At 63.0% G+C, this 23,214-nt stretch carries 18 protein-coding genes; 14 read left to right on the top strand and 4 right to left on the bottom strand.

The window, feature by feature from the left end; genetic code table 11:
* Window positions 1–235: 235 nt before the first annotated feature.
* Window positions 236–1,681, bottom strand: coding sequence for a glucose-6-phosphate dehydrogenase (zwf, locus tag ACZ3GY_RS19910; RefSeq protein ID WP_465911703.1), 1,446 nt, complete (start codon window positions 1,679–1,681; stop codon window positions 236–238).
* Window positions 1,682–1,834: 153 nt separating this feature from the next.
* Here zwf and hexR point away from each other — a divergent pair, with 153 nt between their 5' ends.
* From hexR to ACZ3GY_RS19925, 3 genes are all read left to right on the top strand, one after another.
* Window positions 1,835–2,707: a transcriptional regulator HexR gene (hexR, locus tag ACZ3GY_RS19915; protein ID WP_463563009.1), complete on the top strand. Its 873-nt coding sequence runs from the start codon at window positions 1,835–1,837 to the stop codon at window positions 2,705–2,707.
* A gap of 86 nt (window positions 2,708–2,793) precedes the next feature.
* Window positions 2,794–2,982 carry a PA3496 family putative envelope integrity protein gene (locus ACZ3GY_RS19920; protein WP_463563010.1) on the top strand — a complete coding sequence of 63 codons (189 nt, stop codon included), beginning with the start codon at window positions 2,794–2,796 and terminating at the stop codon, window positions 2,980–2,982.
* Between the two features lie 74 nt (window positions 2,983–3,056).
* Entirely contained in the window at window positions 3,057–5,243 is a 2,187-nt protein-coding gene (locus ACZ3GY_RS19925; RefSeq protein ID WP_465911704.1) for a patatin-like phospholipase family protein, read from the top strand.
* 6 nt (window positions 5,244–5,249) lie between these two features.
* Here ACZ3GY_RS19925 and ACZ3GY_RS19930 read toward each other — a convergent pair whose 3' ends face one another.
* Window positions 5,250–7,961: a DEAD/DEAH box helicase gene (locus ACZ3GY_RS19930; protein WP_465911705.1), complete on the bottom strand. Its 2,712-nt coding sequence runs from the start codon at window positions 7,959–7,961 to the stop codon at window positions 5,250–5,252.
* Between the two features lie 211 nt (window positions 7,962–8,172).
* Here ACZ3GY_RS19930 and ACZ3GY_RS19935 point away from each other — a divergent pair, with 211 nt between their 5' ends.
* Genes ACZ3GY_RS19935 through ACZ3GY_RS19945 form a run of 3 tightly spaced genes read left to right on the top strand, consistent with a single transcriptional unit; the run spans window position 8,173 to window position 13,753 of the window.
* A complete protein-coding gene (locus ACZ3GY_RS19935; protein WP_465911706.1) occupies window positions 8,173–9,309 on the top strand; it encodes an efflux RND transporter periplasmic adaptor subunit in 1,137 nt (378 codons plus the stop codon).
* Window positions 9,309–12,392 carry an efflux RND transporter permease subunit gene (locus ACZ3GY_RS19940; protein WP_465911853.1) on the top strand — a complete coding sequence of 1,028 codons (3,084 nt, stop codon included), beginning with the start codon at window positions 9,309–9,311 and terminating at the stop codon, window positions 12,390–12,392. The genes ACZ3GY_RS19935 and ACZ3GY_RS19940 overlap by 1 nt, the downstream gene beginning before the upstream one ends.
* Window positions 12,389–13,753 (top strand): TolC family protein, encoded by a 1,365-nt coding sequence (locus ACZ3GY_RS19945; protein WP_465911707.1) that lies wholly within the window; start codon window positions 12,389–12,391, stop codon window positions 13,751–13,753. Before ACZ3GY_RS19940 ends, ACZ3GY_RS19945 begins: the two co-directional genes overlap by 4 nt.
* An 85-nt stretch (window positions 13,754–13,838) precedes the next feature.
* On the opposite strand, the gene ACZ3GY_RS19950 is transcribed toward ACZ3GY_RS19945, so the two are convergent.
* Window positions 13,839–14,228, bottom strand: a complete 390-nt coding sequence (locus ACZ3GY_RS19950) for a response regulator (RefSeq protein ID WP_463563014.1) — start codon at window positions 14,226–14,228, stop codon at window positions 13,839–13,841.
* Window positions 14,229–14,285: 57 nt separating this feature from the next.
* A complete protein-coding gene (locus tag ACZ3GY_RS19955; RefSeq protein WP_465911708.1) occupies window positions 14,286–14,474 on the bottom strand; it encodes a Flp family type IVb pilin in 189 nt (62 codons plus the stop codon).
* 394 nt (window positions 14,475–14,868) lie between these two features.
* On the opposite strand from ACZ3GY_RS19955, the gene cpaB reads away from it, so the two are divergent.
* From cpaB to ACZ3GY_RS19995, 8 genes are read left to right on the top strand one after another with little or no spacing between them, the layout of a single operon-like run.
* A complete protein-coding gene (cpaB, locus tag ACZ3GY_RS19960; protein WP_465911709.1) occupies window positions 14,869–15,819 on the top strand; it encodes a Flp pilus assembly protein CpaB in 951 nt (316 codons plus the stop codon).
* A gap of 18 nt (window positions 15,820–15,837) precedes the next feature.
* Window positions 15,838–17,025 carry a type II and III secretion system protein family protein gene (locus ACZ3GY_RS19965; protein ID WP_465911710.1) on the top strand — a complete coding sequence of 396 codons (1,188 nt, stop codon included), beginning with the start codon at window positions 15,838–15,840 and terminating at the stop codon, window positions 17,023–17,025.
* 9 nt (window positions 17,026–17,034) lie between these two features.
* Window positions 17,035–18,204, top strand: coding sequence for a CpaE/TadZ family protein (locus ACZ3GY_RS19970; protein WP_225836893.1), 1,170 nt, complete (start codon window positions 17,035–17,037; stop codon window positions 18,202–18,204).
* Entirely contained in the window at window positions 18,201–19,442 is a 1,242-nt protein-coding gene (locus ACZ3GY_RS19975; protein WP_463563019.1) for a TadA family conjugal transfer-associated ATPase, read from the top strand. The genes ACZ3GY_RS19970 and ACZ3GY_RS19975 overlap by 4 nt, the downstream gene beginning before the upstream one ends.
* A gap of 33 nt (window positions 19,443–19,475) precedes the next feature.
* Window positions 19,476–20,357: a type II secretion system F family protein gene (locus ACZ3GY_RS19980; protein WP_225836898.1), complete on the top strand. Its 882-nt coding sequence runs from the start codon at window positions 19,476–19,478 to the stop codon at window positions 20,355–20,357.
* Window positions 20,357–21,247 (top strand): type II secretion system F family protein, encoded by an 891-nt coding sequence (locus tag ACZ3GY_RS19985; RefSeq protein WP_465911711.1) that lies wholly within the window; start codon window positions 20,357–20,359, stop codon window positions 21,245–21,247. The genes ACZ3GY_RS19980 and ACZ3GY_RS19985 overlap by 1 nt, the downstream gene beginning before the upstream one ends.
* Window positions 21,244–22,773, top strand: coding sequence for a tetratricopeptide repeat protein (locus ACZ3GY_RS19990; protein WP_465911712.1), 1,530 nt, complete (start codon window positions 21,244–21,246; stop codon window positions 22,771–22,773). The genes ACZ3GY_RS19985 and ACZ3GY_RS19990 overlap by 4 nt, the downstream gene beginning before the upstream one ends.
* 47 nt (window positions 22,774–22,820) lie before the next feature.
* Window positions 22,821–23,102, top strand: a complete 282-nt coding sequence (locus ACZ3GY_RS19995) for a DUF3613 domain-containing protein (RefSeq protein WP_465911713.1) — start codon at window positions 22,821–22,823, stop codon at window positions 23,100–23,102.
* The last annotated feature ends 112 nt before the right edge of the window (window positions 23,103–23,214 follow it).

Consider the following 23,214-nt stretch of genomic DNA (forward strand, 5'->3'; position numbering starts at 1 on the left):
TCTTTATTTTTTGTTTTTTTAGTTGATAAGCGAATATGCAGATTTCTTTTGAAAAAAATTATTCCTCAGCTATGCCGCTGAAACCACAGCGCTTATATAAGGTTCAATTCTTCTGGTCGGCTATTAACTTGAGCGGCGCAGTATTATGGTCAAAGGCTTACACGATAAATCGTCATTCGGCATTGCAACTACCTATCTCAGTTGTAATTGCATGCCGATAACTGGCTGTCGCGGATTATTCGATCCACTCGCGGCCATGACGCTCCAATAAGTGTTGCAGTTGTTCCGGGCCATTACTGCCTGCTGCATAAGGGCGTGGGCGCTGATAATGTTGATCCCAGCCCTTGATGATTGGATCGATCCACTGCCACGCAGCCTCAACCTCGTCGCGGCGCATGAACAGCGTCGAGTCGCCTTCGATGACATCCAGCAATAGGCGCTCGTAAGCATCCCAGCGGCGCTGCTTGTTGAAGGCATCGGCCAGATTCAGGTCAAGCTCGACCGGTTTCAGACGCATCCCCTTACCCGGCTCCTTGGCCATCAATTGCAGGCTGATACGCTCTTCAGGCTGCAGGCGGATAAGCAGCTGGTTGGCTTCGCCGTTACCGAACAACTGGTGAGGCACCGGCTTGAACTGGATAAGGATTTCCGAGGTCTTGCGCGCCAGCCGCTTGCCGGTGCGAAGATAGAAAGGCACGCCGGCCCAGCGCCAGTTGTTGATCTCGGCCTGCACGGCAACGAAGGTTTCGGTATCGCTGTCGTTGTCGACGTTCTTCTCGAAGTAATAGGCGGGCACTTCCTGGCCGCCGATCATGCCGGCGGCGTACTGGCCGCGCACGGTCTTGTCACGCACGTCGAGGCCAGTGATGGGCTTCAGCGCTTCGAGAATCTTCACCTTCTCATTGCGCACCGACTCGGCGTCGAAGCGCACCGGCGCTTCCATGGCCACCAGGCAAAGCAACTGCAGCAGATGGTTCTGAACCATGTCGCGCATGGCGCCGGCCTGGTCGTAATAGGCGCCGCGGTTTTCCACACCCAGGGTCTCGCAGACGCTGATCTGCACGTGGTCGATGTGCCCAGCACGCCACACCGGCTCGAACAGAGCGTTGGCGAAACGCAGCGCCATCAGGTTCTGCACGGTTTCCTTGCCCAGGTAGTGGTCGATGCGGAACACCTGGGATTCATCGAAAACCGCACCGATCCCGGTATTGATCTCCAGAGCCGATTGCAGTGAATGGCCGATGGGTTTTTCCAACACGATGCGCGCGCGGGAGCCTGCCAGACCGGCAACCTTGAGGTGCGAGGCGATGTCTTCGAACAGATTGGGCGCGGTGGCCAGGTAGTAGACCCTCACCCGTTCCCGGTCATTGCCCAGGTACTTGGCCAGGCGGCCGAAGTCGGCGCTCTGCGAGGCGTCCATGGTGAAGTAGTCGAGACGCTCGGCGAAAGCGCGCCAGGTTTCATCATCGAAGTCAGCGCGTGCCACCTGTACGCGACAGTGGCGCTCGGCAAGCGTTTGGTAAGCCGCACGGGTGTGGTTGCTACGAGCCAGGGCGAGGATGCGGGTATCGCGATTCAGGCGACCGTCGCGATGCAGGTAATAAAGCGCAGGCAGCAGCTTGTGCAGGGCCAGATCGCCCGTGCCGCCAAACACCAGCATGTCACAGGAATTGCTCAGCATGGGGAACTCCGATTCGGTTTGTCCGTGCGAGGGCGTCAGGCTTGTAGTATAACTACAAGAACACTACAGCCCGGCGCACTTGGATCATAACCGAGTCACGACAGCTCCAAAGCCCAGCCGGCGTATCCATCACCAATCATCGAGTCCCTGCCAGTGAATTTGTTGCAGCACATCGCCCAGTCACGCCACCTTCTGCGTAAGTCGGAACTGAAGGTAGCCGATCATGTACTACTCGATCCTACGGCGGTAATGCACAGTTCCATGGCTGAGTTGGCGCATTCTGTGGGTATCAGCGAACCGACCATCGTGCGCTTCTGTCGAGCCATCGGTTGCAGCGGTTTTCAGGATCTCAAACTCAAGTTGGCACAGAGCCTGGCCGCCGGCGCAAGCTTTGGTCAGTTCGCCATTCATGAAGACGATTCGGTCGCAGACTTCAGCATGAAGATCTTCGATACCACGCTGCATACCCTGATCGAGGTGCGCGAGAATCTCGATGCGGTGGCACTGGAGAAGGCCATCGGCCTTTGCTCCCAGGCGCAGCGCATCGAGTTCTACGGTTTTGGCGCGTCCGGTGCCGTGGCGGCCGATGCCCAGCACAAGTTCTTCCGCCTGCTGCTCAATGCGGCGGCGTACTCCGACCCACACATGCAGGCGATGTCGGCGATTACCCTCAAACCGTCGGACGTTGCGGTATGCATCTCCCAGTCCGGGCGCTCCAAGGATCTGCTGACCACTGCCAACGTGGTACGTGAGGCCGGTGCTTCGCTGATCGCCCTGTGCCCAGGGCAGACGCCGCTGGCGGATCTGGCCACGGTCAACCTGGCCATCGACGTGCAGGAAGACACGGAGATCTATACGCCGCTGGCCTCGCGCATCGCCCACCTGGTGGTGATCGACGTGCTAGCCATGGGCGTGGCCATGGCCCGTGGCCCGAGCCTGGTCAACCACCTCAAGAGCGTCAAGCGCAGCCTGCGCAGTCTGCGGCTGTCGGCGAAGTCGATAAAGAATCACGAAGAAGGCGCCTGAGTTCACCTCAGCGTCACCGCATTGCCCTCAAACTGTCATGGCGTTCGCTGAAGCTGGTCTCCCGTTATTCAACCTGGAGACCTGCCATGGCTCGCCATGTGGATGAAGCGCAACAGCATGAACAGAGTGTGGTGAAAGCCCGGCGCAAACTGCTCGACGAGCAGCGCATGCGCTACCGCCGCGCCATCGAGGCGTATGGCGAGAACCGTCGGCTGCAGTCCGAGATCGCCAGTTTCCACGACCCGTTCTCCATCGAATCCCATCGGCTGCACTGAGTAAGCTCAGCGCAATACATCCCGGGCGACGAGGCTCCTATAATGGTGCTTTTGCCCACCGCCAGGGATGTGCCATGCGTCGTCATCTGCTTGTTCTGCTGCTCCTGCTCTTTCCGCTGTTCGCCGTCGCGCAGAATGCGCAGCCGAAGGTCGGCCTGGTGCTGTCCGGTGGTGCCGCCCGCGGGTTGGCGCATATCGGCGTGCTCAAGGCGCTGGAGGAGCAGGGCGTGCAGATCGATGCCATCGCTGGCACCAGCATGGGCGCGGTGATCGGCGGCTTGTATGCGTCGGGTTACAGCATCGCTGAACTGGAGGAGGTGACGCTGACCATGGATTGGCGGCAGGTGCTCTCCGACGACCCGCCCCGCACCGATATGCCGTTCCGCCGCAAGCAGGATGACCGCGACTTCCTTATCAAGCAGCGCCTGAGCTTCCGTGACGACGGTAGCCTTGGCCTGCCGCTGGGCGTCATCCAGGGTCAGAACCTGGCGCTGCTGCTCGAGCGCCTGCTGGTGCGCAGCAGCGACGTGCGCGATTTCGACCGCTTGCCCATTCCCTTCCGTGCCGTGGCCACCGATATTGCCAACGACCAGAAGGTGGTCTTTCGCAGCGGTCACCTGCCCCAGGTGATCCGCGCGAGCATGTCGATCCCGGCGGTATTTGCGCCGGTCGAGCTGGATGGTCGCCTGCTGGTCGATGGCGGCATGGTCGACAACATTCCGGTGGACGTGGCCCGTGACATGGGCGTGGATCGGGTCATCGTGGTGGATATCGGCACCCCGCTGAAACCGCGTAAGGAACTGCTCACTGTGGTCGACGTGCTCAACCAGTCGATCACCATGATGACGCGGCGCAATTCCGAAGCGCAACTGGCGACGCTGCAGGCCACCGACGTTCTGGTGCAGCCGAACATGTCGCCCTTCGGCGTGACCGACTTCGGCCGCGGTGAGGAAATGATCGAAGCCGGCTACCAGGCCGCCAAGGCGCTGCAGCCGCGCCTGACAGCGCTGGTGCGACGCAGCGGCGGCAACCCGGCTCTTACGTTGGCGCGCAGTGCCGAGCAACGCACCCCGGTGATCAACGCGATCCAGGTGGATAACGACTCCAAGGTCGGCGACGAGGTGATCCGCAACTACATCCGCCAGCCTCTCGGCGAGCCCTTGGACATGGCCGGGCTGCAGCGTGATATGGGCACGCTGTACGGTCTCGATTACTTCGAGCGGGTGCAGTACCGGGTGGTCAGCCACGAGGGTGAAAACACCCTGGTGATCGATGCGCGTGAGAAACGCACCGGCACCGATTACCTGCGCCTGGGCCTGAATCTCTCCGACGACTTCAATGGCGACAGCGTCTTCAATCTCGGCGCCAGCTTCCGCAAGAACGGCATCAACCGGCTTGGTGCCGAGTGGCTGACGCGGGTGCAACTGGGCGATCGCCAGGAGCTCTACAGCGAGTTCTACCAACCGCTGGACGTGGGCTCGCGCTGGTTCGTCGCGCCGAACGTGTATGGCGAGGCGTGGAACGTCGACGCCGTGCTCGACAATGACCCGATCGCCGAATACCGGGTGCAGCGCTACGGCTACGGGCTCAATGTGGGCCGGCAGATCGCCAACAACGGCGAGATCCGTTTCGGTATCGGCCAGGCCTGGGGCGACGCGGAGGTACGTATCGGCGAGCGTGACCAGCCAGAGTTCAGCTTCACCGAGGGGTACTACGAAATGAAGTACTCCTTCGACACCCTCGACAACGTCGACTTCCCCCACGAAGGCGAAGAAATCGGCCTGCACCTGCGCCAGTACGATGCCAGCCTCGGTGCCGACGACCGCTATCGGCAATGGGAGTTGAAACTCGACAAGGCCTTCAGCCAGGGGCCACACAGCCTGTTGCTCGGCGGCCGCTACGGGCGCACGCTGGACGATGCCGAGATCGTCACCTCAAGCTTCCAGCTAGGTGGCGCCCGGCAGTTGTCCGGCTTTCGTCAGGATGCCCTGGCAGGGCAGAACATCAGCCTGGCGCGGGCGGTGTACTACCGGCGCATGACGCCGCGCTCGTTCCTGCCGCTGGACTTCCCGATCTACCTCGGTGCCTCCCTGGAGCGCGGTCGAGTGTGGAACAACGACAATGCTTTCGACAGCGGCTACATCAATGCGGCAAGCGTTTTCCTCGGCTATGAAACGCCGCTGGGGCCGCTCAACTTCAGCTACGGGCTCAATGACCAGAACGAAAAGGCGCTGTATCTGAATCTGGGCAGCAGCTTCTGATTCCGCCTAGAGTCGCTGCAACAGCGCCTGCAGGGCCAGCTCCGGTTCCTGGCTCCACAGGCCATAGCTCAGTGGCATGATTTCCAGGCCTGCGCGAGCCAGAACACGGTAGCGCTCGAGCTCGAGGAAGCCCTCGCCTTCGCCCGGAAAGCCGATCAGGTCGATGGCAAGGCACTTGTCGCCTCGCTGGCAGAATACGTCGAGAAGCAGGCCGGCCAGGGGGTAACGCGTCCAGGTGGAGACGCCTTGTGCCTGCAGCGCCGTGCACAGGGCGCGCTCGAAGTCGTCCTGGTCGGGCTGGCCGTGCGGCGCCATCGTCTGATCGGCGAGGCTTTCCAGATAGCGGCGCAGCAGGTGTTCGCTCGGCAACTGACGCTCGTCGCCGCTGAACAGCAGAACCTGGCGCTCCCGGGCACGGGTGATGGCGACGTTGAACATGTCCTGGCGGTTCAGATAGGCCGCGGCCTGGCTGGAGCTGGCATCAATGGCGAAGCTGATGATCATCAGGTCGCGTTCCTCGCCCTGGAAACCGTATGGCGTATCCACCAGCAGGCGAAAGTCGCGAAGGCGCTGCAGGTCGAGGCCGGCGATACGCTGACGGATCGCTTCGACCTGATCGCGAAAGGGTGACAGTACGCCAATCCCCGGTTTGACCGGGCTGTCGGCGTAGCGGCCTATGTGCTCGTCGATCAGTTGCAGCACACGCTGCACTTCCTGTTCGTTGACGCCGTTGTGCCCGCGCTCGCCAGGCAGGCGCTGCAGTTTCAGGCTGTCGCAGTGACTCAGCCCCGGACGCTCCTTCATCACCCGCAGGCGGTTGTCGTAGAAGCGCTGGTTGCTGAAGCGGATCAGTGCCGGGCGACTGCGAAAGTGTTCGTCGAGAAAGGTCAGCGCGGCCTGCTCGGGGAGGTGCAGGCCAACCAGATCCAGCACACTGTTGTCACGGTAGCTCCAGCGCTCGCGCTGGTCGACCGGCAGCCCGCAGCGCTGCAGCAGTTGCGTTTCACGACTGCGCGAGAGGAACGACAGGTGACGCAATTGCTTGGCGTCCCCGGTGATCACCGCTCGACGGCAGCGCTGGAAGGCTGGCAGCGCCGAGGCGATATCGCACTGGGTGGCTTCGTCCATGACCATCACGTCGAACAGGCCGGCCTTCAGGGGCAGCAGGCGGTGCAATTCATCCAGCGTCACCACCCAGATCGGGAAGGCAGCCAGCAGCCGCTGTGGGTCGATGTCCTCGAACAGCGCCAGCTGGCGTTGCGACTGGCGTGCGCGAATCGCCTGGTTGTACTGCACGAACAGTTGTCGATCTGCTGCCAGCAGCCGCTGCAGGCGCGAGGTGCGACGGGTATTGAGGTAATCGCGGCTGAGGCGCTCGCGGCGCTGCTGGCATTCGCGCAGTTCATCGAGCAGTACCCAGGGGCGTACGCTGCCACGCACGCGCCGGCGCACCCAGGGCAACAGCAGGTGGCGACGCCAGAACCCCAGGGCGCCGCGATCGGCACGCAGAATCAGCCGGCTCCAGCGCAGCGCCTGGTCACCGCGTTTGCCGAGCGCCGCTACCAGACGGCGTTCTTCGTCGATCAGGCGCCGCAGCGCCTGCTCCTGCTGGTGTTCCGCGTCCTGAGCGATTGGCGTCAGCTCACCCTGCAACAGGCTGCTGAGACGCTCGCGCAGGTTCTGCTGGAGGCTGCGGCCATCGCCCTCGAGTACCGCATCACGGAGGCCGAAGTCTTCACGCAGCTTCTGCCCGATGACCCGCACCGCCTGTTCGCTGCGGCTGACCAGCAATACCGTTTCACCGTGCAGGTAACGATCCAGTGCCAGCGCTGCCAGGGTGTAACTCTTGCCGGTTCCGGGTGGGCCGGATACCTGGCTCAGCGGATAGCGAGCCGCGTTGGCCAGGGCCTGGCTCTGCGCGTTGCTGAGCTGGGCCGGCAAGGCGTAAGGGCTGCTGGCGCCCTGGGTTGCAATGGGCACCGGCGCACCGAGCAGTTGGCGCAGCGGCGCAGACCAGTCCTTGCCATCCTGCAATTGTTGCAATTCGTGGACGATGCCACGGCTGCCGCTGCCGCGCGGTACCAGCGCGACCATGGCCGCCGAGCGCAGTGACAGGCTGCGACGGCGCAGCGCCTTGTCCACGGCCTGCTGATCCTCCAGAGCTGGAAAACCACTGGCGGTGAGCACATCGGCAACCCGCGTACGACGGCTGACCCAGCCCAGCAGATCGCCGAGCATGTGAGCATCGATTGGCGCATCGGCCATTGGCAGGTCATCGAGTGAGACGCTGTCGTCGGCCAGCAACTGGCGCAGCAGCCGCCAGTTCGCCAGGGGCTGCGCGGTATCGATGGTCAGCAGGTGAGCATCGCCTTCGCTGCCGTTGCTCAAGGTCGCCTCGTAGTACACCAGCGGCGCGCAGAACGCGGTGGCCGGCCCTGCTTCGCTGCTCAGCCGACCGCATACCGGCAGCACGCCATAGACCAGTTGCAGCTCGCGCTGATAAAGCTGCTGTTGACGCTCCAGCTCGGCCCCGATACCTGGCGGCAGTGCCAGTAGCGGCAGGGCGCCGCTGGCCAGCTCTTCGCGGCCGTCCAGCCAGGCACGGCGCTCGGCGGGCAGAGCGACCAGATTGTCGAGGTTCAGGTCACGGCTATCGGCCAGGTAGGCGCTGCGATAGAAGGTCAGCAGTTGGGCGATCCGTACGTCGTGTTCCTGCATCGTGTTTTCGTCGCGGCCTGTAAGGTCAGGCGGCGACTCTACCGTCGTGGGCGCGCTGGTGTCACCGGTGTGCATACAGGCGCTGTAACCCGCTGTTATGTAAATTCGGCAAGTGATAGGGAAATTGCCGGAGAAATCCGTTAAAACGTCTGATCCTGAGCGGATCTGCCTATGCCGCCGGCTCCCCGCTCCCTGACTGTGAAGAAACGGCATGCCCCTGTCCCGAACATCGTTGCTCGTGGTTTCCGTCGTGCTGCTGGGCGCCCTGACTTGGTGGTGGCTGCGCCCGACCACGGCGCTTATCGATCAGACTCCTGGCGCAGTGCCGGTGGTCGTCCATGAAGTGACCCCGGCCGACATCCCGGTGTTGCTGAGAACGCTGGGCCGTGTGCGGGCGCTGAACAGCGTGGAAATTCGCGCGCAGATCGATGCCACCCTGGTCGAACTGCCCGTTGCCGAAGGGCAGCAGGTACGCAAGGGCGAGCTACTGGCGCGCCTCGACGACCGCAGCCTGCGTGCCGCCTTGCAGCAAGCAGAGGCCGAACGTGGCGTGACCCGCGCGGAGCTGGATATCGCCCGTCTCGATCTGCAGCGCTACCAGAATCTGGTTCGCGAGCGTGCATCGCCCGCCCAGACCCTGGATCAACAGAAAGCCCTGGTAGCACGCCTGCAGGCCACCCTGGCGACCCGCGAAGCGGCGGTGACGGCCGCTCAGGTGCAGCTTTCCTATACACGTATCCAATCGCCCATTGATGGCCGCTTGGGCATCCGCAATGTGGATGTCGGCAGCCTGCTCAGGGCCAACGACACCGCCAGCCTGTTCTCGGTGGTGCAGACCAACCCCATCGATATCGAGGCGACCCTGCCCCAGCGGCGCCTTCCCGAGCTGCAGCGCTTGCTCGCGGCCGCCGAGAAAACCCCGGTGCAGGCGTTCCGTGAGGATGGCGGCACGCTGCTCGGCACCGGGCAACTGGCGCTGATCGACAACCGCGTTGCGCTGGATACCGGCACCCTGCGCTTCAAGGCGCGTTTCGATAACGCCAGCGAGCAGCTATGGCCGGATCAGTCGGTGGTGGTCACCCTGCAGACCGATCTGCTTGCCCAGGCCCTGTCGGTACCGCTGGAAGCGATTCGTCAGCGCACCGAGGGCACCTTCGTGTGGCGTTTAGAAGGCGACAAGGCGCAGCCGGCGGCAGTGAAGGTGCTGCACGAAGATGAACAGCGCGCGGTGGTCGAAGGGCTGGCGGCAGGTGATCGGATCGTCACCGATGGCCAGTCGCGGCTGCGCCCGGGCGTCACCGTCAGGAGCATCGAGCCGGTGCCCGTCGCGCCCGGAGAGGCATCTTGATGCAGCCGCGCGGGTTCTACGCGCTGTGCATCGCTCATCCTATCGGCATGATTCTGTTGTCCCTGGCGCTGATTCTCGGCGGCATCATCGCCTTCGTGCGCCTGCCCCTGGCGCCGCTGCCGGAGGTGGATGCGCCGACCATCGAGATCTCCGCACAGATGCCCGGTGCCAGCGCCGAAACCATGGCTTCCTCGGTCGCCACGCCACTGGAAGTGCAGCTCAGCGCTATCCCTGGCGTCGACGACATGACCTCGACCAGCTCGCTGGGCCGGGTCGAGCTGATCCTGCAGTTCAATCTAGACAAAGACATCGACGCCGCTGCCCAGGAAGTCCAGGCCGCGATCAACGCCGCTTCGTCACGCCTGCCAAGCCAGCTGCCGGAGTTGCCGGTGTGGCGCAAGATCAACCCGGCGGATACGCCGATCCTGATCCTTTCGGTCAGCTCCGATACGCTCTCGCCCTACGAAGTCAGCGATCTGGCCGAGTCGTCCATCGCCCGCCAACTGAGCCAGATCGAAGGCGTCGGGATGATCCGCCTCAACGGCCTGCAGCGCCCGGCGATCCGCATCCAGGCGCGGCCCGAGCGACTGGTGGCGGCCGGCGTCACCCTGGCCGACATTCGTGCTGCGGTGCAGCGCGCCAGCGGTAATCGGCCTACGGGGGCGCTGGTCGGCGAGCATCGGCTGTCGACCTTGGACAGCAATGGCCAACTGTTCGAAGCCAATGATTACGCCGAGCTGATCGTCGCCTACCGCAACGGCGCTGCGGTGCGCCTGGGTGATGTAGCGAGCGTGGTAGCCGGCGCGGAAAACGCCTATACCCAGGCCTCGCCAGACGGTAAACCGGGAGTCGCGGTGGTCATCCGCCGACAGCCGGGGGCCAATATCGTCGCCACCGCCGATGCGGTGACGGCTGCGCTACCGGAGCTGACTGCCGGCCTGCCGGCCGATCTCGAGGTCAAGGTGCTCAACGATCGCACCCGCACCATCCGGGCCTCGCTGCACGAGGCCGAGCTGACCCTGCTGATCGCCGTGGCGCTGGTGATCGGCATCATGGCGCTGTTCCTGCGGCAGTGGTCGGCGACCCTGGTGGTGTTCGCCGTGCTGGCCACCTCGGTGATCGGTTCCTGCGCTGCCATGCTGGCGTTCGGGCTGTCGCTCAACAACCTGACGCTGGTGGCGATCATCGTCGCCGTGGGTTTCATCGTCGATGACGCCATCGTCGTCGTGGAGAATATCCACAGGCATCTGGAGCGCGGCGTCGGCCGGGTGCAGGCGGCGCTCGATGGCGTACGCGAGATCGGTTTCACGGTGATTTCCATCAGCCTGTCGCTGGTGGCGGTGTTCATTCCGCTGTTCTTCATGAGTGGCTACGTGGGTCGGCTGTTTCGCGAGTTCGCCCTGGCGGCTACCTCGGCGATCATGATTTCCGTGGTCATCTGCCTGACCCTGGCGCCCGCCCTGGCCGCGCTGTGCATGCGCCCGCTGGCCAACCATGGCGGCCCGGGGCCGACCATGCGCCGCGTGCTCGGCGGTTACGAGCGCGTACTGGTCTGGGCGCTGGATCATCCACGCAGCATCCTGACGGTGTTCTTCGCCTGCATCGCCATCAGCGTGGGAGGCTTCGCGCTGATGCCCAAGGGCTTCTTTCCGCTGCAGGACACCGGCTTCATGAACGGCACCGTGCAGGCCTCGGCGGACATTTCCTACGAGGCGATGCGCGCCAAGAACCGGCAACTGGTGGACATCCTGCGCAACGATCCCGACATCGTCGCCTTCAATACCGATATCGGTAACGACGGCAGCTATAGCGTCGGCGGCCTCGCCGTGGTGCTCAGCGACCCGGATGATCGCGACGTCAGCGTCGAGCAGATCATCGACCGGCTGCGCCCGCAGTTCGCCGCGATCCCCGATCTGCGCGTGACCCTGCGCGCCGCCCAGGACATCAACCTTGGCTCGCGCGCCTCGCGGGCTCAGTATCAATACGTATTGCGCAGCCGCTCGCTGGAAGAGCTGGCCACCTGGACGCCACGCCTCACCGAAAGGCTGCAGGATCACTCGCTGTTTCGCGACGTCAACAACGACCTGCAGTTCGACGCCTCGGTAACCCCCGTGCAGATCGACCGTGAGGCAGCCTCGCGCTATGGCTTCTCGGCCGCCGATGTCGATGAGGCGCTTTATGACGCCTTCGGCCAGCGCCGAATCAACGAGATTCAGACCGCTTCCAACCAGTATCAGGTGGTGCTGGAGCTGAGCAGCAGCCAGCGCCAGCGGGTGCAGAGCCTGGAGCTTTTCCAGCTGCGTTCGCCGGCAACCGGGCAGTTGGTGCCACTGAGCACCTTCGTGCGGATATTGCCGGCCAAGCCGGCGCCGGTGAGCATCAACCACAGCGGCATGCTGCCGTCGGCCAACCTGTCGTTCAACCTGGCGCCCGGCGTGGCCTTGGGCGACGCGGTCGCGGTGTTGCGTCAGATCGAGCAGGACATCGGCATGCCGGCCAGCATCGGCGGGCGCTTTAGCGGTGCTGCCCAGGCGTTTCAGCAGACCCTGGCCTCGCAGCCCTGGCTGATCCTCGCGGCGCTGGTCGCGGTGTACATCATTCTCGGCGTGCTCTATGAAAGCCTGGTGCACCCGCTGACCATCCTGTCGACCATTCCTTCGGCGGGCATCGGCGCCTTGCTGCTGCTCTGGTTGTGGGGCCTGGATTTTTCCATCATGGCGCTGATCGGCCTGATTCTGCTGATCGGCATCGTCAAGAAGAACGGCATCCTGCTGGTCGATTTCGCGCTGCAGGCCCAGCGCCAGGGCATGGCGCCGCGAGAGGCGATTCACCAGGCCTGCATGACGCGCTTCCGGCCCATCCTGATGACCACCCTGGCCGCGATGTTCGGGGCGGTGCCGCTGATGCTGGCATTCGGCACCGGCGCCGAGCTGCGTGAACCGCTGGGCGTTGCCGTAGTCGGTGGCCTGCTGTTCAGCCAGATACTGACCCTGCTGACCACGCCCGTGGTCTACCTGATGATGGATCGCCACCTGGCCAGGCGACGTGAGCCGGTTGTCCAACACCAGGAGCTCGCGCCATGAGGCCGCTGCTGCTGGTCTTCGTCTGTCTGTCACTCGTAGCTTGCAGCAGCCGTGAGCCGTTGCCGCCTGCGCCCTTGCCGGCAGAGGCAGTGGCAGCTCTGCCGCAAGCCTGGTGGCAGAGCCTGCAGGATCCTGCCCTCGATCAACTCGTGGAGCTGGCGCTGCACGACAACCTGGATCTGGCCACCGCAACACAGCGCATCCGCGAGCAGCGTGCGCTACGTCGTCAGGCTACCGGCAATCGTTATCCGAACCTGAGCATTACCGGCAGCCACGAGAAGGGTCGTAGCGCTAGCGATGGCCACGACGAGGACTATTTCTATGCTCTCGACCTGAGCTGGGAGGCTGATCTGTTCGGTCGCCTGAGCGCTCTTGAGCGCGCCGCCGATGCCAATCTACAGGCGGCGGACGCCGACTATCAGGCGCTGCGCGTCAGCCTGATCGCCGAGGTGGCAGGTACTTATCTGAACCATCGCCTGGCCCAGCGTGAGGTAGAGATCGCTGGGCGTGCCGCCGACAGCCAGGCGCAGATCGCCAGGATCACCCGCATACGCTTCGATCAGGGCACTGCCAGTGGCTTCGATGTCGAGCGTCTCAATACCCAGCTTGCCGTCACGCGGGCTGCAATTCCTGAAGCGCGGCAGCGCGCGGAAGCGGCGCGTTACTCGCTGGCTTATCTGCTCAACGCCGAGCAACCGCGCATTGACGCCCTGCTGGCCGAGCAGGCCACCCCGCTGGCGCCCCGTGACGAGCGCCTGCTGCCATTGCTGGAGCTGCCGGCGAGCAGCCTGCGTGCCCGCGCTGACGTGCGCGCCGCCGAGCTACGATTGCTGGCTGCCGACAGTAGCCTGGATGCCGCCAAGGCACTGCGTTATCCACAGCTGACCCTTGGCGCACTGGTGGGTTTCGAGCAGGGTATTGGCGTGCCGGCCTGGACGCTCAGCGGACAGGCCCTGCAACCGCTGTTCGACTTCGGCCGTATTCGCGGCGGTATCGAAGCTGGCGACGCGCTGCGCGAGCAGGCCTGGCTGGGCTATCAGGCGAGCCTGATTCAGGCACTGCGAGAAACCCGCAGTGCGATCAGCGCCTATGTTCAGGGGCTCGACCGTCAGCGCCTGTTGGACACGGCCAGCCGTTCCGCGGCCAACGCCACGGCTTTGGCGCAACGGCAGTACGACGCCGGTACTGTGTCCCTTATCGAAGTGCTGGATGCCGAACGCACCCAGTTCGACACAGAGCTCGAACAGCAGCGCGCCTTCACTGATGTAGCGCTACGATGGGTGGAGATCTACCGCACGCTAGGGCTGGCACCCGCGCAGCCGGCAGGTTCGTCAGGCGAGCCTGCACAGACTCCGAATTGAGCGAGCTGTGTCATTGAGAGGGTGTGGGAACGATAGGGGTGGTCACGGCTAGCAAAGCTTAAAGGTGAACACCTTTCTGTGACACTCAGGAATTGACCGCCTGGGAGATCGGAAAACGCTGATTGAGCACTTCGATCAAGCGCTCCTGGTAGATGGGTTTAGGTAGGAAGTCGACCACCTGCAGAGGTAAAAGCCCAATTACGTCGTTCATATCCGCATGACCGGACATGACGATAATCGGCAAGGTCGCATGCTTGGGGTTGGCGCGCAGATTCTGGATAAGACGCAGCCCACTTTCGTCGGGCATGCGCAGATCAGTGATCACCAGTGCGATGGCAGGCCAGGTATCCAGGCATAACATCGCACCACTGACACTATTGGCGCAGTGACAATGGAAACCTTCACCCTCGAGCAACTCGCCAAGTTCTTCAAGGGCTTCGGTTTCATCATCTACCAGCAAGATATGTTGGCGCATAAATTACCTGCGGCGAAGCCGATAACATATTACATTTACATGTGTGGAGTGCCGCGCTTAGGTTTTAGGTAGTTTGCCACCTATAAGAGTGAATAGCGCATTGATGTCAGTTCCAAGTGTTGTTGCCCCGGCGACGATAACAACTCCAATCAATCCAGCAATAACCGAATATTCGATAGCCGACGCGCCGTCTTCTTTGGCGAAGAACTCGCGGATTTTTTCGCGAAGGATAATGAGTGTGAACATGTTCGTACTTCCTCTGTAGCCATGCAGGCAGGGACGCCTGTAGATGGGGCTTGCAAGGGGAAGTGTAGAAACGGTGTGCGGCAGTTCGCAAACTCACCTTGGTATTATATAGAAAGTATTAATCACAACTATAAGCGCTAATAAATTCAATGCTTAAGGCATTAGTTATGAAGGGCTATTGTGTAAGCGTCAGCGCTCTGACTACTATGCAGCGACGAACGGCATGAATTATTGATGGCTGGATTCGCGATAAGTTTCCGGAAAATCTTATTAAAGTGAAAAGCCGCGTTGCCGATACTCAACACGGTTCCATTTACCCGCCTATCGTTATTCAGCATGAACATCGCGTTGTGCCGAGGTCTTGCAGTTCTATGGCTACAAGGAGTGTGCTGTCATGAATAGCCGATTGACGCTGGTGCTGGCTGGCGTGCTGCTGGTGGGTGCCGTGGTCACGGGGTATTGGGGGCTGAGCCTGAGCCGAGAACCCGTGCAATCGGCATCGGCACCCGTGGCGCCTGCTGCTACCCCGGCAGGGCAGGTGAGCAGCGAACTACAGGCTCAGGTAGACGAGCAGCAACGCACCAGCGTGGTGGTGCTCGCTCGTGATGTACAGGCGCTGACTCCCATCACGCGTGACGATCTCGCCGTGGAGCGCCTGCGCATCGCCCCGCCGGGAAGTTTCGCCAAGCCGGAGGAGTTGCTGGGTCGTACGCTCTGGCGACACACCACGGCCGGTACGGTTGTGAATCAGGCGACGTTCGAGATGGGCGGCCCGCTGGCACGGATGATTCGTCCTGAGGAGCGGGCCATTGCCGTCGCAGTGGATGAAGTCATTGGCGGCGGCGGGCACCTGAGCCCCGGTGATTATGTGGACGTGCTGCTGTATCTGCGCCAGGACGAAAACAATCGTGATCAGACCGCTCAGGTGCTGATCCCAGCACTGCGGCTGCTGAGCGTAGGTGGCGCCCTGGGGGCGACCAATCAGGGAGAGGCGGCGCAATTGCCCGCGGATGCGGAGGAAGAGCGCCGTCGACGTCGTTCACCTACCACCGCCGTTCTGGCCGTTCCCGACGTTCTGCTGACGCGCTTCATGCTGGCCACTCAGGTCGGCAGTCTGCGCCTGGCCGTGCGCAGCGCGGACGAAAAACTGCTGGCAGGTTACTACGCGGGTGACGAGCCGAAGGCCGCTATCGCCGAGGCGCAACGGCAACTGTTCCAGTTCGAGAAGCTGGCGTTACGTGGCGCTGCGCCTCAACCGCAGCCGGGCGTGGTGGTACAGCAGGTGTCCACGCCTGCCAGCATTCCGGTGTATCGCGGCAATGATGCCTCTCGGCAAACTCCCTGACCGGCAAGGATTCCAGCCATGAACGATGCCAACCGTAGTCCGCGCCGCTCGCGCCTGGTGTTATGCCTGGTGGGAGCGTTGTTGGGCCTGCCATCCGGGGTGTTCGCTTCCTGCGCAGGCCTCGAGCCGGTGCCGGCGGTAATGGAGGTGACACAGGGCATGCAGCGCGAGCTGCGCTTTCCGGTACCGATCACGCGCCTGGCCATTGCCGATCCGGAGGTCGCCGATGTGAGCCTCAATACCAATGAGAGCTTCCTATTGCTGGGCAAGCGTGGCGGCACCACCAGCCTGATGGTATGGACGCGCTGCGACCTCGAGCCCAGGCAGAGCATGGTCGTTGTGCAGGGCGCCGCTACCGCTGCGCTCGCCGAGCCGGCGGTGCTTTACGGTGAGGACATCGTGCCGAGCCAGGTGCAGACCGATATCCGCTTTGTCGAGGTTAGGCGCAGCAAGCTGCGTGAAGTGGGGATGCGTGTATTTGGTACGGCCTCAAACAACTTCCAGATTGGCGTTCCTAGTCCTGTGCCCTTAGATGGTTTCAATATTATCTGGGGCGGTGGCAGCAGCAAGTTTCTGTTGAGGCTGGATGCGTTAGAAGAGAGTGGCTTTGCTTACACCCTGGCTCGCCCCAGCCTGGTTTCTCTCAGTGGTCAGAGCGCGAGCTTTCTCGCCGGTGGCGAATTTCCCATACCGGTACCCAGCAGCGGCAGCGATTCGCTGTCCATCGAGTACAAGGAGTTCGGCGTGCGTCTGACGCTCACGCCAACCGTGGTCGGGCGCAACCGTATCAGCCTCAAGGTCGCCCCCGAGGTCAGCGAATTAGACTTCACCGCCGGCATCACCATCGCCGGTACGCAGGTGCCTGCGCTGAACGTGCGGCGCACCGATACCAGCGTTTCCCTGGCCGATGGCGAGAGCTTCATCATCAGCGGTCTGATCTCGACCAACAGCTCCTCGACTGTGGATAAGTTGCCTTTTCTCGGCGACGTGCCCGTGCTCGGCGCGTTCTTTCGTTCCTCGCGAATCGAACGCGAGGAGCGTGAATTGCTGATGGTGGTCACCCCGCGTCTCGTGCAGCCGCTGGCGGCCAATGCCCAGCTACCGGAATTGCCGGGTGAGCAGTTCCGTAACTACGACCCGGGTGTGTTCCGGCAACTGTTCCTCGAGAACGGCGACTTTCATCGGGCTGACGGCTTGTCGCGTTAGGGAGTACGCATGGAACAGATTTTTCTCGCACAAACCCGCCGCAAGCAGGATCTCGAATGGTTGCAGGCCGCTTTGGCTGGCCAGGGGCAGGTACTCAACGTCGGCGAGACGCTCGATGAGGTGCTCGGGCTGATGGACATGACCGGCAGCTGCCTGGTGTTCGTCGGCCTCAGTCGCGAAGGGCAAACGGCCCAAAGCGCGTTGATCGAATCGTTGCTCGATGTACGGCCGATGGTCGTGGTGGTGGCCCTGGGCGATGGCCTGGATAACCAACTGGTGCTCAACGCCATGCGCGCCGGTGCCCGTGATTTCATCGCCTATGGTTCACGCAGCAGCGAGGTGTTGGGGCTGGTTCGCCGTCTGACGCAGCGCCTGCCGCAATTGCCGCCGTCCCGTGACCAGGGCGAACTGACGTTGTTGTGCGGCCTACAACCGGATGCCGATGCCGCACTGCTGGCCGTGCACCTGGCGCTACAGGTTCAGGCCCGCGGTCAGCGCACGCTGTTCGTCGACCTTGGGGTGCCGAGAGGAGAGAGCCTGGAGCTGTTCGGGCTGGAGTCGTCGTTCTGCTTTGGCGATGCGTTGCGCAATATCCGCCGTCTCGATTCGAACCTGATCGAAAGCGCCTTCGCCCGGCACCCCGACGGCCTGCGCGTGTTGCCCCATGGGCCGGATGACGATGCCCTCGAACGCTTCAGTCTTGGCGAGCTGTTTCTGCTGCTGGGCAGTTTGCGTCAGCATTTTCAGCACGTGGTGGTGAATCTCTGCGGTCAGCCTGACTGCGATGGTCTGCGCTCCTTCGCTACTCACGCTCAGCGACTGTTCTGGTGCGTCGATCAGAGCGTGCCCAACTGCCGCCGTAACCTGGCTCTGTTGGCGCTCTGGCGTGGCAAGGGCATCAAGCTCGACCATGCACGGCTGCTGGTCGACCGCTACCAACCGAGCGTGGCACCTGGCCTGCAGGAGTTGAGCAGAACCTTTGCGTTGCCCCTCGAGGCTGGCCTGCCGCTGAGCCCGGTCACTCGCCTCAAGGCCAAGAATCAGGGCGTGCCACTGTACGAGTTCGCCCCGCGTGATGGCCTCACGCAGGGGCTGCTGGCGCTCGCTAACGGCGTGGTCGAGCGCAAGCAGGGTGGCTCCGGTCGCTGGTGGCAACGCTTGCTGAGGGTCGGCTCATGACGATTGGTCCGTTCGGTGGCGATGGTGCGCGCGTCGGTGTGCAGGATCTCAAGCCGGTGTTGCACCGTTACCTGATCGATGCTCTGGAAGAGAAGGGCGAAAATCTGCTCGAAGGGACTCGTACCTCGTTGGCGAGCTTCGTCAGCGAGCAGGTCAGTGACTATGTCAGCCGTCGGCAGATCGCCATCTCCCGCTATGAGGTGGATCGTCTCGCCGAGGAGCTGGTGGACGAACTGACCGGTTTCGGCCCGCTGGAGATTCTTCTCAAGGACGAAGGTGTGACCGAGATTCTGGTCAACGGGCCGCACCGGGTATTCATCGAGCGCGGCGGGGTGCTGCAGCTCAGTGACCTGCGTTTCATCGACGATCAGCACGTGCTGCGGGTCATCCAGCGCATTCTGGCCCCGGTGGGGCGGCGGCTCGATGAATCCTCGCCGATGGTCGATGCGCGCATGCCAGATGGCAGCCGCATCAACGCGATCATCCCGCCGGTGGCCCTGGACGGCCCCTGCATCTCGGTGCGCAAGTTTCGCAAGGACATGCTGCGCAGCGCCGACCTGCTGGCCAGCAACTCGCTGGATCAGGCCATGCTCAGTTGCCTGGAACTGATGGTCAGGCGCCGCTGCAACATCATGGTCAGTGGCGGTACCGGAACCGGCAAGACCACCCTGCTGAACATGCTGAGCCAGATGATCGACCCGCGCGAACGTATCGTCACCATCGAAGACACCGCCGAGCTGGGGCTCAATCACGATCACGTGGTGCGTCTGGAAACCCGGCCACCGAATGCCGAAGGTTATGGCGAAGTGGGCGCCCGTGAGCTGGTGCGTAACGCCCTGCGTATGCGCCCGGATCGCATCGTGCTCGGCGAGGTTCGCGGCGTCGAGGTGCTCGACGTGCTGACCGCGATGAACACCGGTCACGACGGCTCCATGAGTACCGTGCACGCCAACAATGCCCAGGATGCCCTGCTGCGTCTGGAAACCCTGGTGGGCTTCTCTGGCGCCACGATGGCCGAGCGCACGCTGCGGCAGATGATCTGCGCAGCGCTGGATGTGGTGATTCAACTGACCCGTCTACCGGATGGTCGTCGCTGCATCAGTGAGGTGGTCGAGGTGCTCGGCCTGCGCGAGGATCAGTACGTCACTAACACCCTGTTCCGACTCGATCGCAGTGGCGCCGGCACCTTCTGCCGCGATGCGCCGAACCCGGCTGGCCACAAGATGCGCCGCGACTGAGCGGGGGCGTCCCAGGCGCCAAGGAGACCTTGAATGAACGCATCAATGCTGCTGGGGGTGATCTGCCTGATCTTGCTCGGGGCGGGCCTGCTGATGCTGCGCAGAAGCCGTGAGCAGGCCGCTTCCGAGCAGGTGATCCAGCGCTTGCTGATGGATCAGCCGGAGCCTCTGGGGGTGGTGTCCATCGGGCATGTGGATAAGTTGTTTCTGCGTGCCGGTTTTAGCAAGCCACGCAAGGGCCTCGGCCTGTGGCTGTTCATCTGGTTGCTTGGCGCCTTGATGGGGTTGATTGTCGGCCATTGGCTGGGCCTGCTGGTCATGTTGTTGCTACCACTGGTGCTCGGGCACCTGTTCATTGCATTGCGTTATCGCCGCCGAGTACAGCGCATGATCGAGCAACTGCCGATCTTTCTTGACCACGTGATTCGCAGCCTTAAGTCCGGGCGCGCGCTTGGCGACGCGCTGATGCTGGCCATGGAGACCGCGCCCGAACCCCTGCGCGAGGCGATGGCCCGTACCCGCCGTAACGTGCAGCGCGGCATGGGCTTGGGCGATGCCCTGCAGGATTTCGCCGATCTCTACGAGCGTGATGAATTCCAGGTACTGGCACTTGGGGTCAGGGTCAATCAACGTTATGGCGGTAACAGCACCGAGCTGCTGAACAACCTGATCCGGCTGATCCGCGAGCGCGAGCAGAGCGCTCGCAAACTGCGCGCGCTGACCGGCGAAACGCGCATCAGCGCCTATGTGATGGGCGGCTTGCCGCTGGCGCTGGCCTGCTACATCTTTGTCACCAACCCGCAATTCATGCTGGGCATGTGGCAGGAGTCCACGGGGCGCATGGTGCTGCTGTTGGCATTCGTGCTGCAGGCCCTTGGCAGCTTTTCGCTTTGGCGCATGCTGAGGAGCCTGTGATGGGTGGTCTTCTGCTGCTCAGTGCGTTGCTGCAGTTGCTGCTCGCACTACTGTTCATCTACCTGGCCTATGGCGATCTGCGTGCCCGGCGGCAATTCAGCCAGCGCATGGGCAGCGTATCGCGGGTTTCCGGTGGTGGCATGATGCGCGGCATCGGCGGCAGCTCGCTGGGCCGGCGTACCCTGAGCATGGATAGCGAAACGGTGCAGTTGCTCAATCGCCTGGGCTGGCGCAAACGCAGTCAGCAATCGATGTTCTCGGCCATCCAGTTGGGCACGCCGATCGTATTGCTGATGTTGGTGGTGATCGTCCAGCTACTCTTGAACAAGGCGCCGCAACCGATCTGGCTGGCGCCGGTGTTCGCGCTCGGTATCGGTTACCTGATTCCCAAGCGCTGGCTGGCCATGGCGGCCAGGCGTCGACAGGAGCGGCTGGCTGAAGAGGTGACGACGTTCATTCCCTTGCTGCGCATCCTGTTCGATGTCGGCATGACCGTGGAGCAGGGGTTGCGGGTGCTCGCCAAGGAGTCCGAGGGCATCCTTCCGAACCTCAGTGCAGAGCTGCGCCAGGTGCTGGCGCGGGTCGATGCGGGGCTTGAATTGGGCCGTGAATTACGTGACATGGCGGCCCTGCTGGAAGTCTACGAGGTCACCGATTGCGTAGTGATCCTCGAACAGCTTATCGTCCAGGGCGGCGGAGCCATGGCCTCGTTGCTGCGGCTCAAGGAGCTGATCGATGATCGGCATCATACGGCTCTCGAAGAAAGAGTTTCCAAATTGTCCGGGAAGATGTCCGTGGTCATGATGATCTTCCTGTTCCCGGCATTGTTGATCGTATTGGCGGGGCCCGGATTTATCGCGATCGTCGGGGCTCTGGGGGAGTTGAGATGAAGCGTGTAGTGAGCGTGGTAGGGGTGGTGGGACTGTTGGCTGGTTGCGCGAGCAGCCCGGCCCAGTCCCCCTGGTTGATGAGCAGGGGCGCAGCGACCCCGATGACCTGTGCACCGTTGTCCCAGGATCAGGAACTGGCCCTCAATCTTGCGCAGAAAACCGCCGATGAAGGGCGTCTACACGCTGCATTGGCCAATCTGGAGCGCCTGCCCAGCGGCCTGCCCCAGGCGAATTTGTACAAGGCGCGCATTCTGCGCTCGCTGAACCGCCCGGAAGCCCAGGAGCTTTACACCAGCCTGCTCGGTACCTGCCTCAAGGCTCAGGGTGAACACGGCCTGGGCCAGCTCGCCAGCGCTCAGGGCCGTTACGAGGAAGCACTGACTCATCTGCGCCTGGCGGCCAATCTCGATCCGACCAGCGATACCATCCGCAACGACCTGGGCGTGGTGTACATGAACCTCGGTCGTATGGATGAAGCGCGCTTCGAACTGCTGACCGCACTGGAACTAAACGAAACGGAGAAGCAGCCGGCATTGAACCTGATGACCCTGCTGATCTTCCAGGGCAACTTGCCGCAGGCCAGCGCACTGGCCGAACGCATGGGTTTTTCCGCTAATGAGTTCCGCACAGCCGAACAGCGTGCCCAGACATTGCGCAGCCAGATCGGTGTGGCGGGTGCCGCTGCGCCGCAGCCCGGCGCTCCGACACCAGCCCCGCGTGCTCAGCAGAGTTCGCCTGCTGCTGCGACTCCGGCGCCGAAGCCAGCCGATACGCGGCCAGCTCCGTTGCAGCCGGCGGTTGCCCCTGTCGTTGCCGCACCTGTTGCGAAGCCAGCCGAGAAGTCAGTAGCGCCACAATTGGTTGCTCAGCCCGCGGTGGCTCGTGCGGCAGAGGGCCCGGCGCTCCCCGCTGCGCCGCGCGCTCCAGCCGTTCCGGCGCCGCAGCTATCCAATTTCCGTCCGGCTCCGGTGGTACCGCTTTCCGTTGCCAGCGCCGTGAGGTCGCCAGCAGCTCCAGCGCCAGCCGTTGCTCCCGTGGTCGTGGCCAGAGCGCCAGCCGCAGAGCCGGCACCTGCCGTTACGCGTACCGTCTTGGCTAGCGCAGCGCCGATTCCGGCGCCGCCGCGCCAGGTGGCCGCTGCTCCGGCGGTGGTCAGCCAGCCGACGGCGCCTGCGGTAGCCGCCGCCCCTGCGCCGGCCGCTGCTCCTGTGATCGTGGCCCAGGCGCCTGCCGTCGCGCCGACACCTGTCGCTACGCGTGCAGCCGTGGCTAGTGCAGCACCGACCCCAGCGGCGACGCCCCAGGTTGGCGCTGCTCCGGTGGTGGTCAGCCAACCGGCTGCGCCTGCAGTGGCTGCCGAGCCGGTGGAGGTCGTCGCTTCCGCGCCGGCTTCCACACCTGCCAATCAGGTGCGGGCAAAGATCGAGATGCGTCCAGGCCGTCTGATCGTGCCTGACGACGGGGGCTTCATCCGCGTCGAGCCTGTTAGCGAGCTACAGGGCGACACAGTGGCCAATCAGCGCTGATCGGACACCCACCAGCCACGGCGCAACTGCGCGAGAGGGAGAGCACCATGAAGGGGATGATCGTTGGCGTTGCGCTGCTGGCATGCCTGCCGCTGGTTAGCCAGGCTGCTGGCGAGGGAGGGGCGGGTGGCTTGGTTGGCAGTGAGGTAGAGACGCAGACAGCCCACTGGTTGCGGCTGCAGCGAGAAGGGCGCCTGGCGTCTTCCCATCCTCAGACATCGACACCCGCCGAGCGAGAGTTGGCCTTGCAGCGCTGGCTGGAGAGCCATAAGCACCCTATCCCGGAGTTCTTCGAGCAGGATGTAGGGGGGGAATTTGGTGAAGAATAAAACATTGGCTGAATAGTGTATCAATGTCGTTGTACGGACTTGTTGTCGGTGTGAAAGAGTCGTCAAAACTGCGGCGTCTGTATAAATTTCAAGAGAAACTCTATACAAAACG

Source organism: Pseudomonas sp. PME37.24/006 (genome assembly GCF_055556635.1).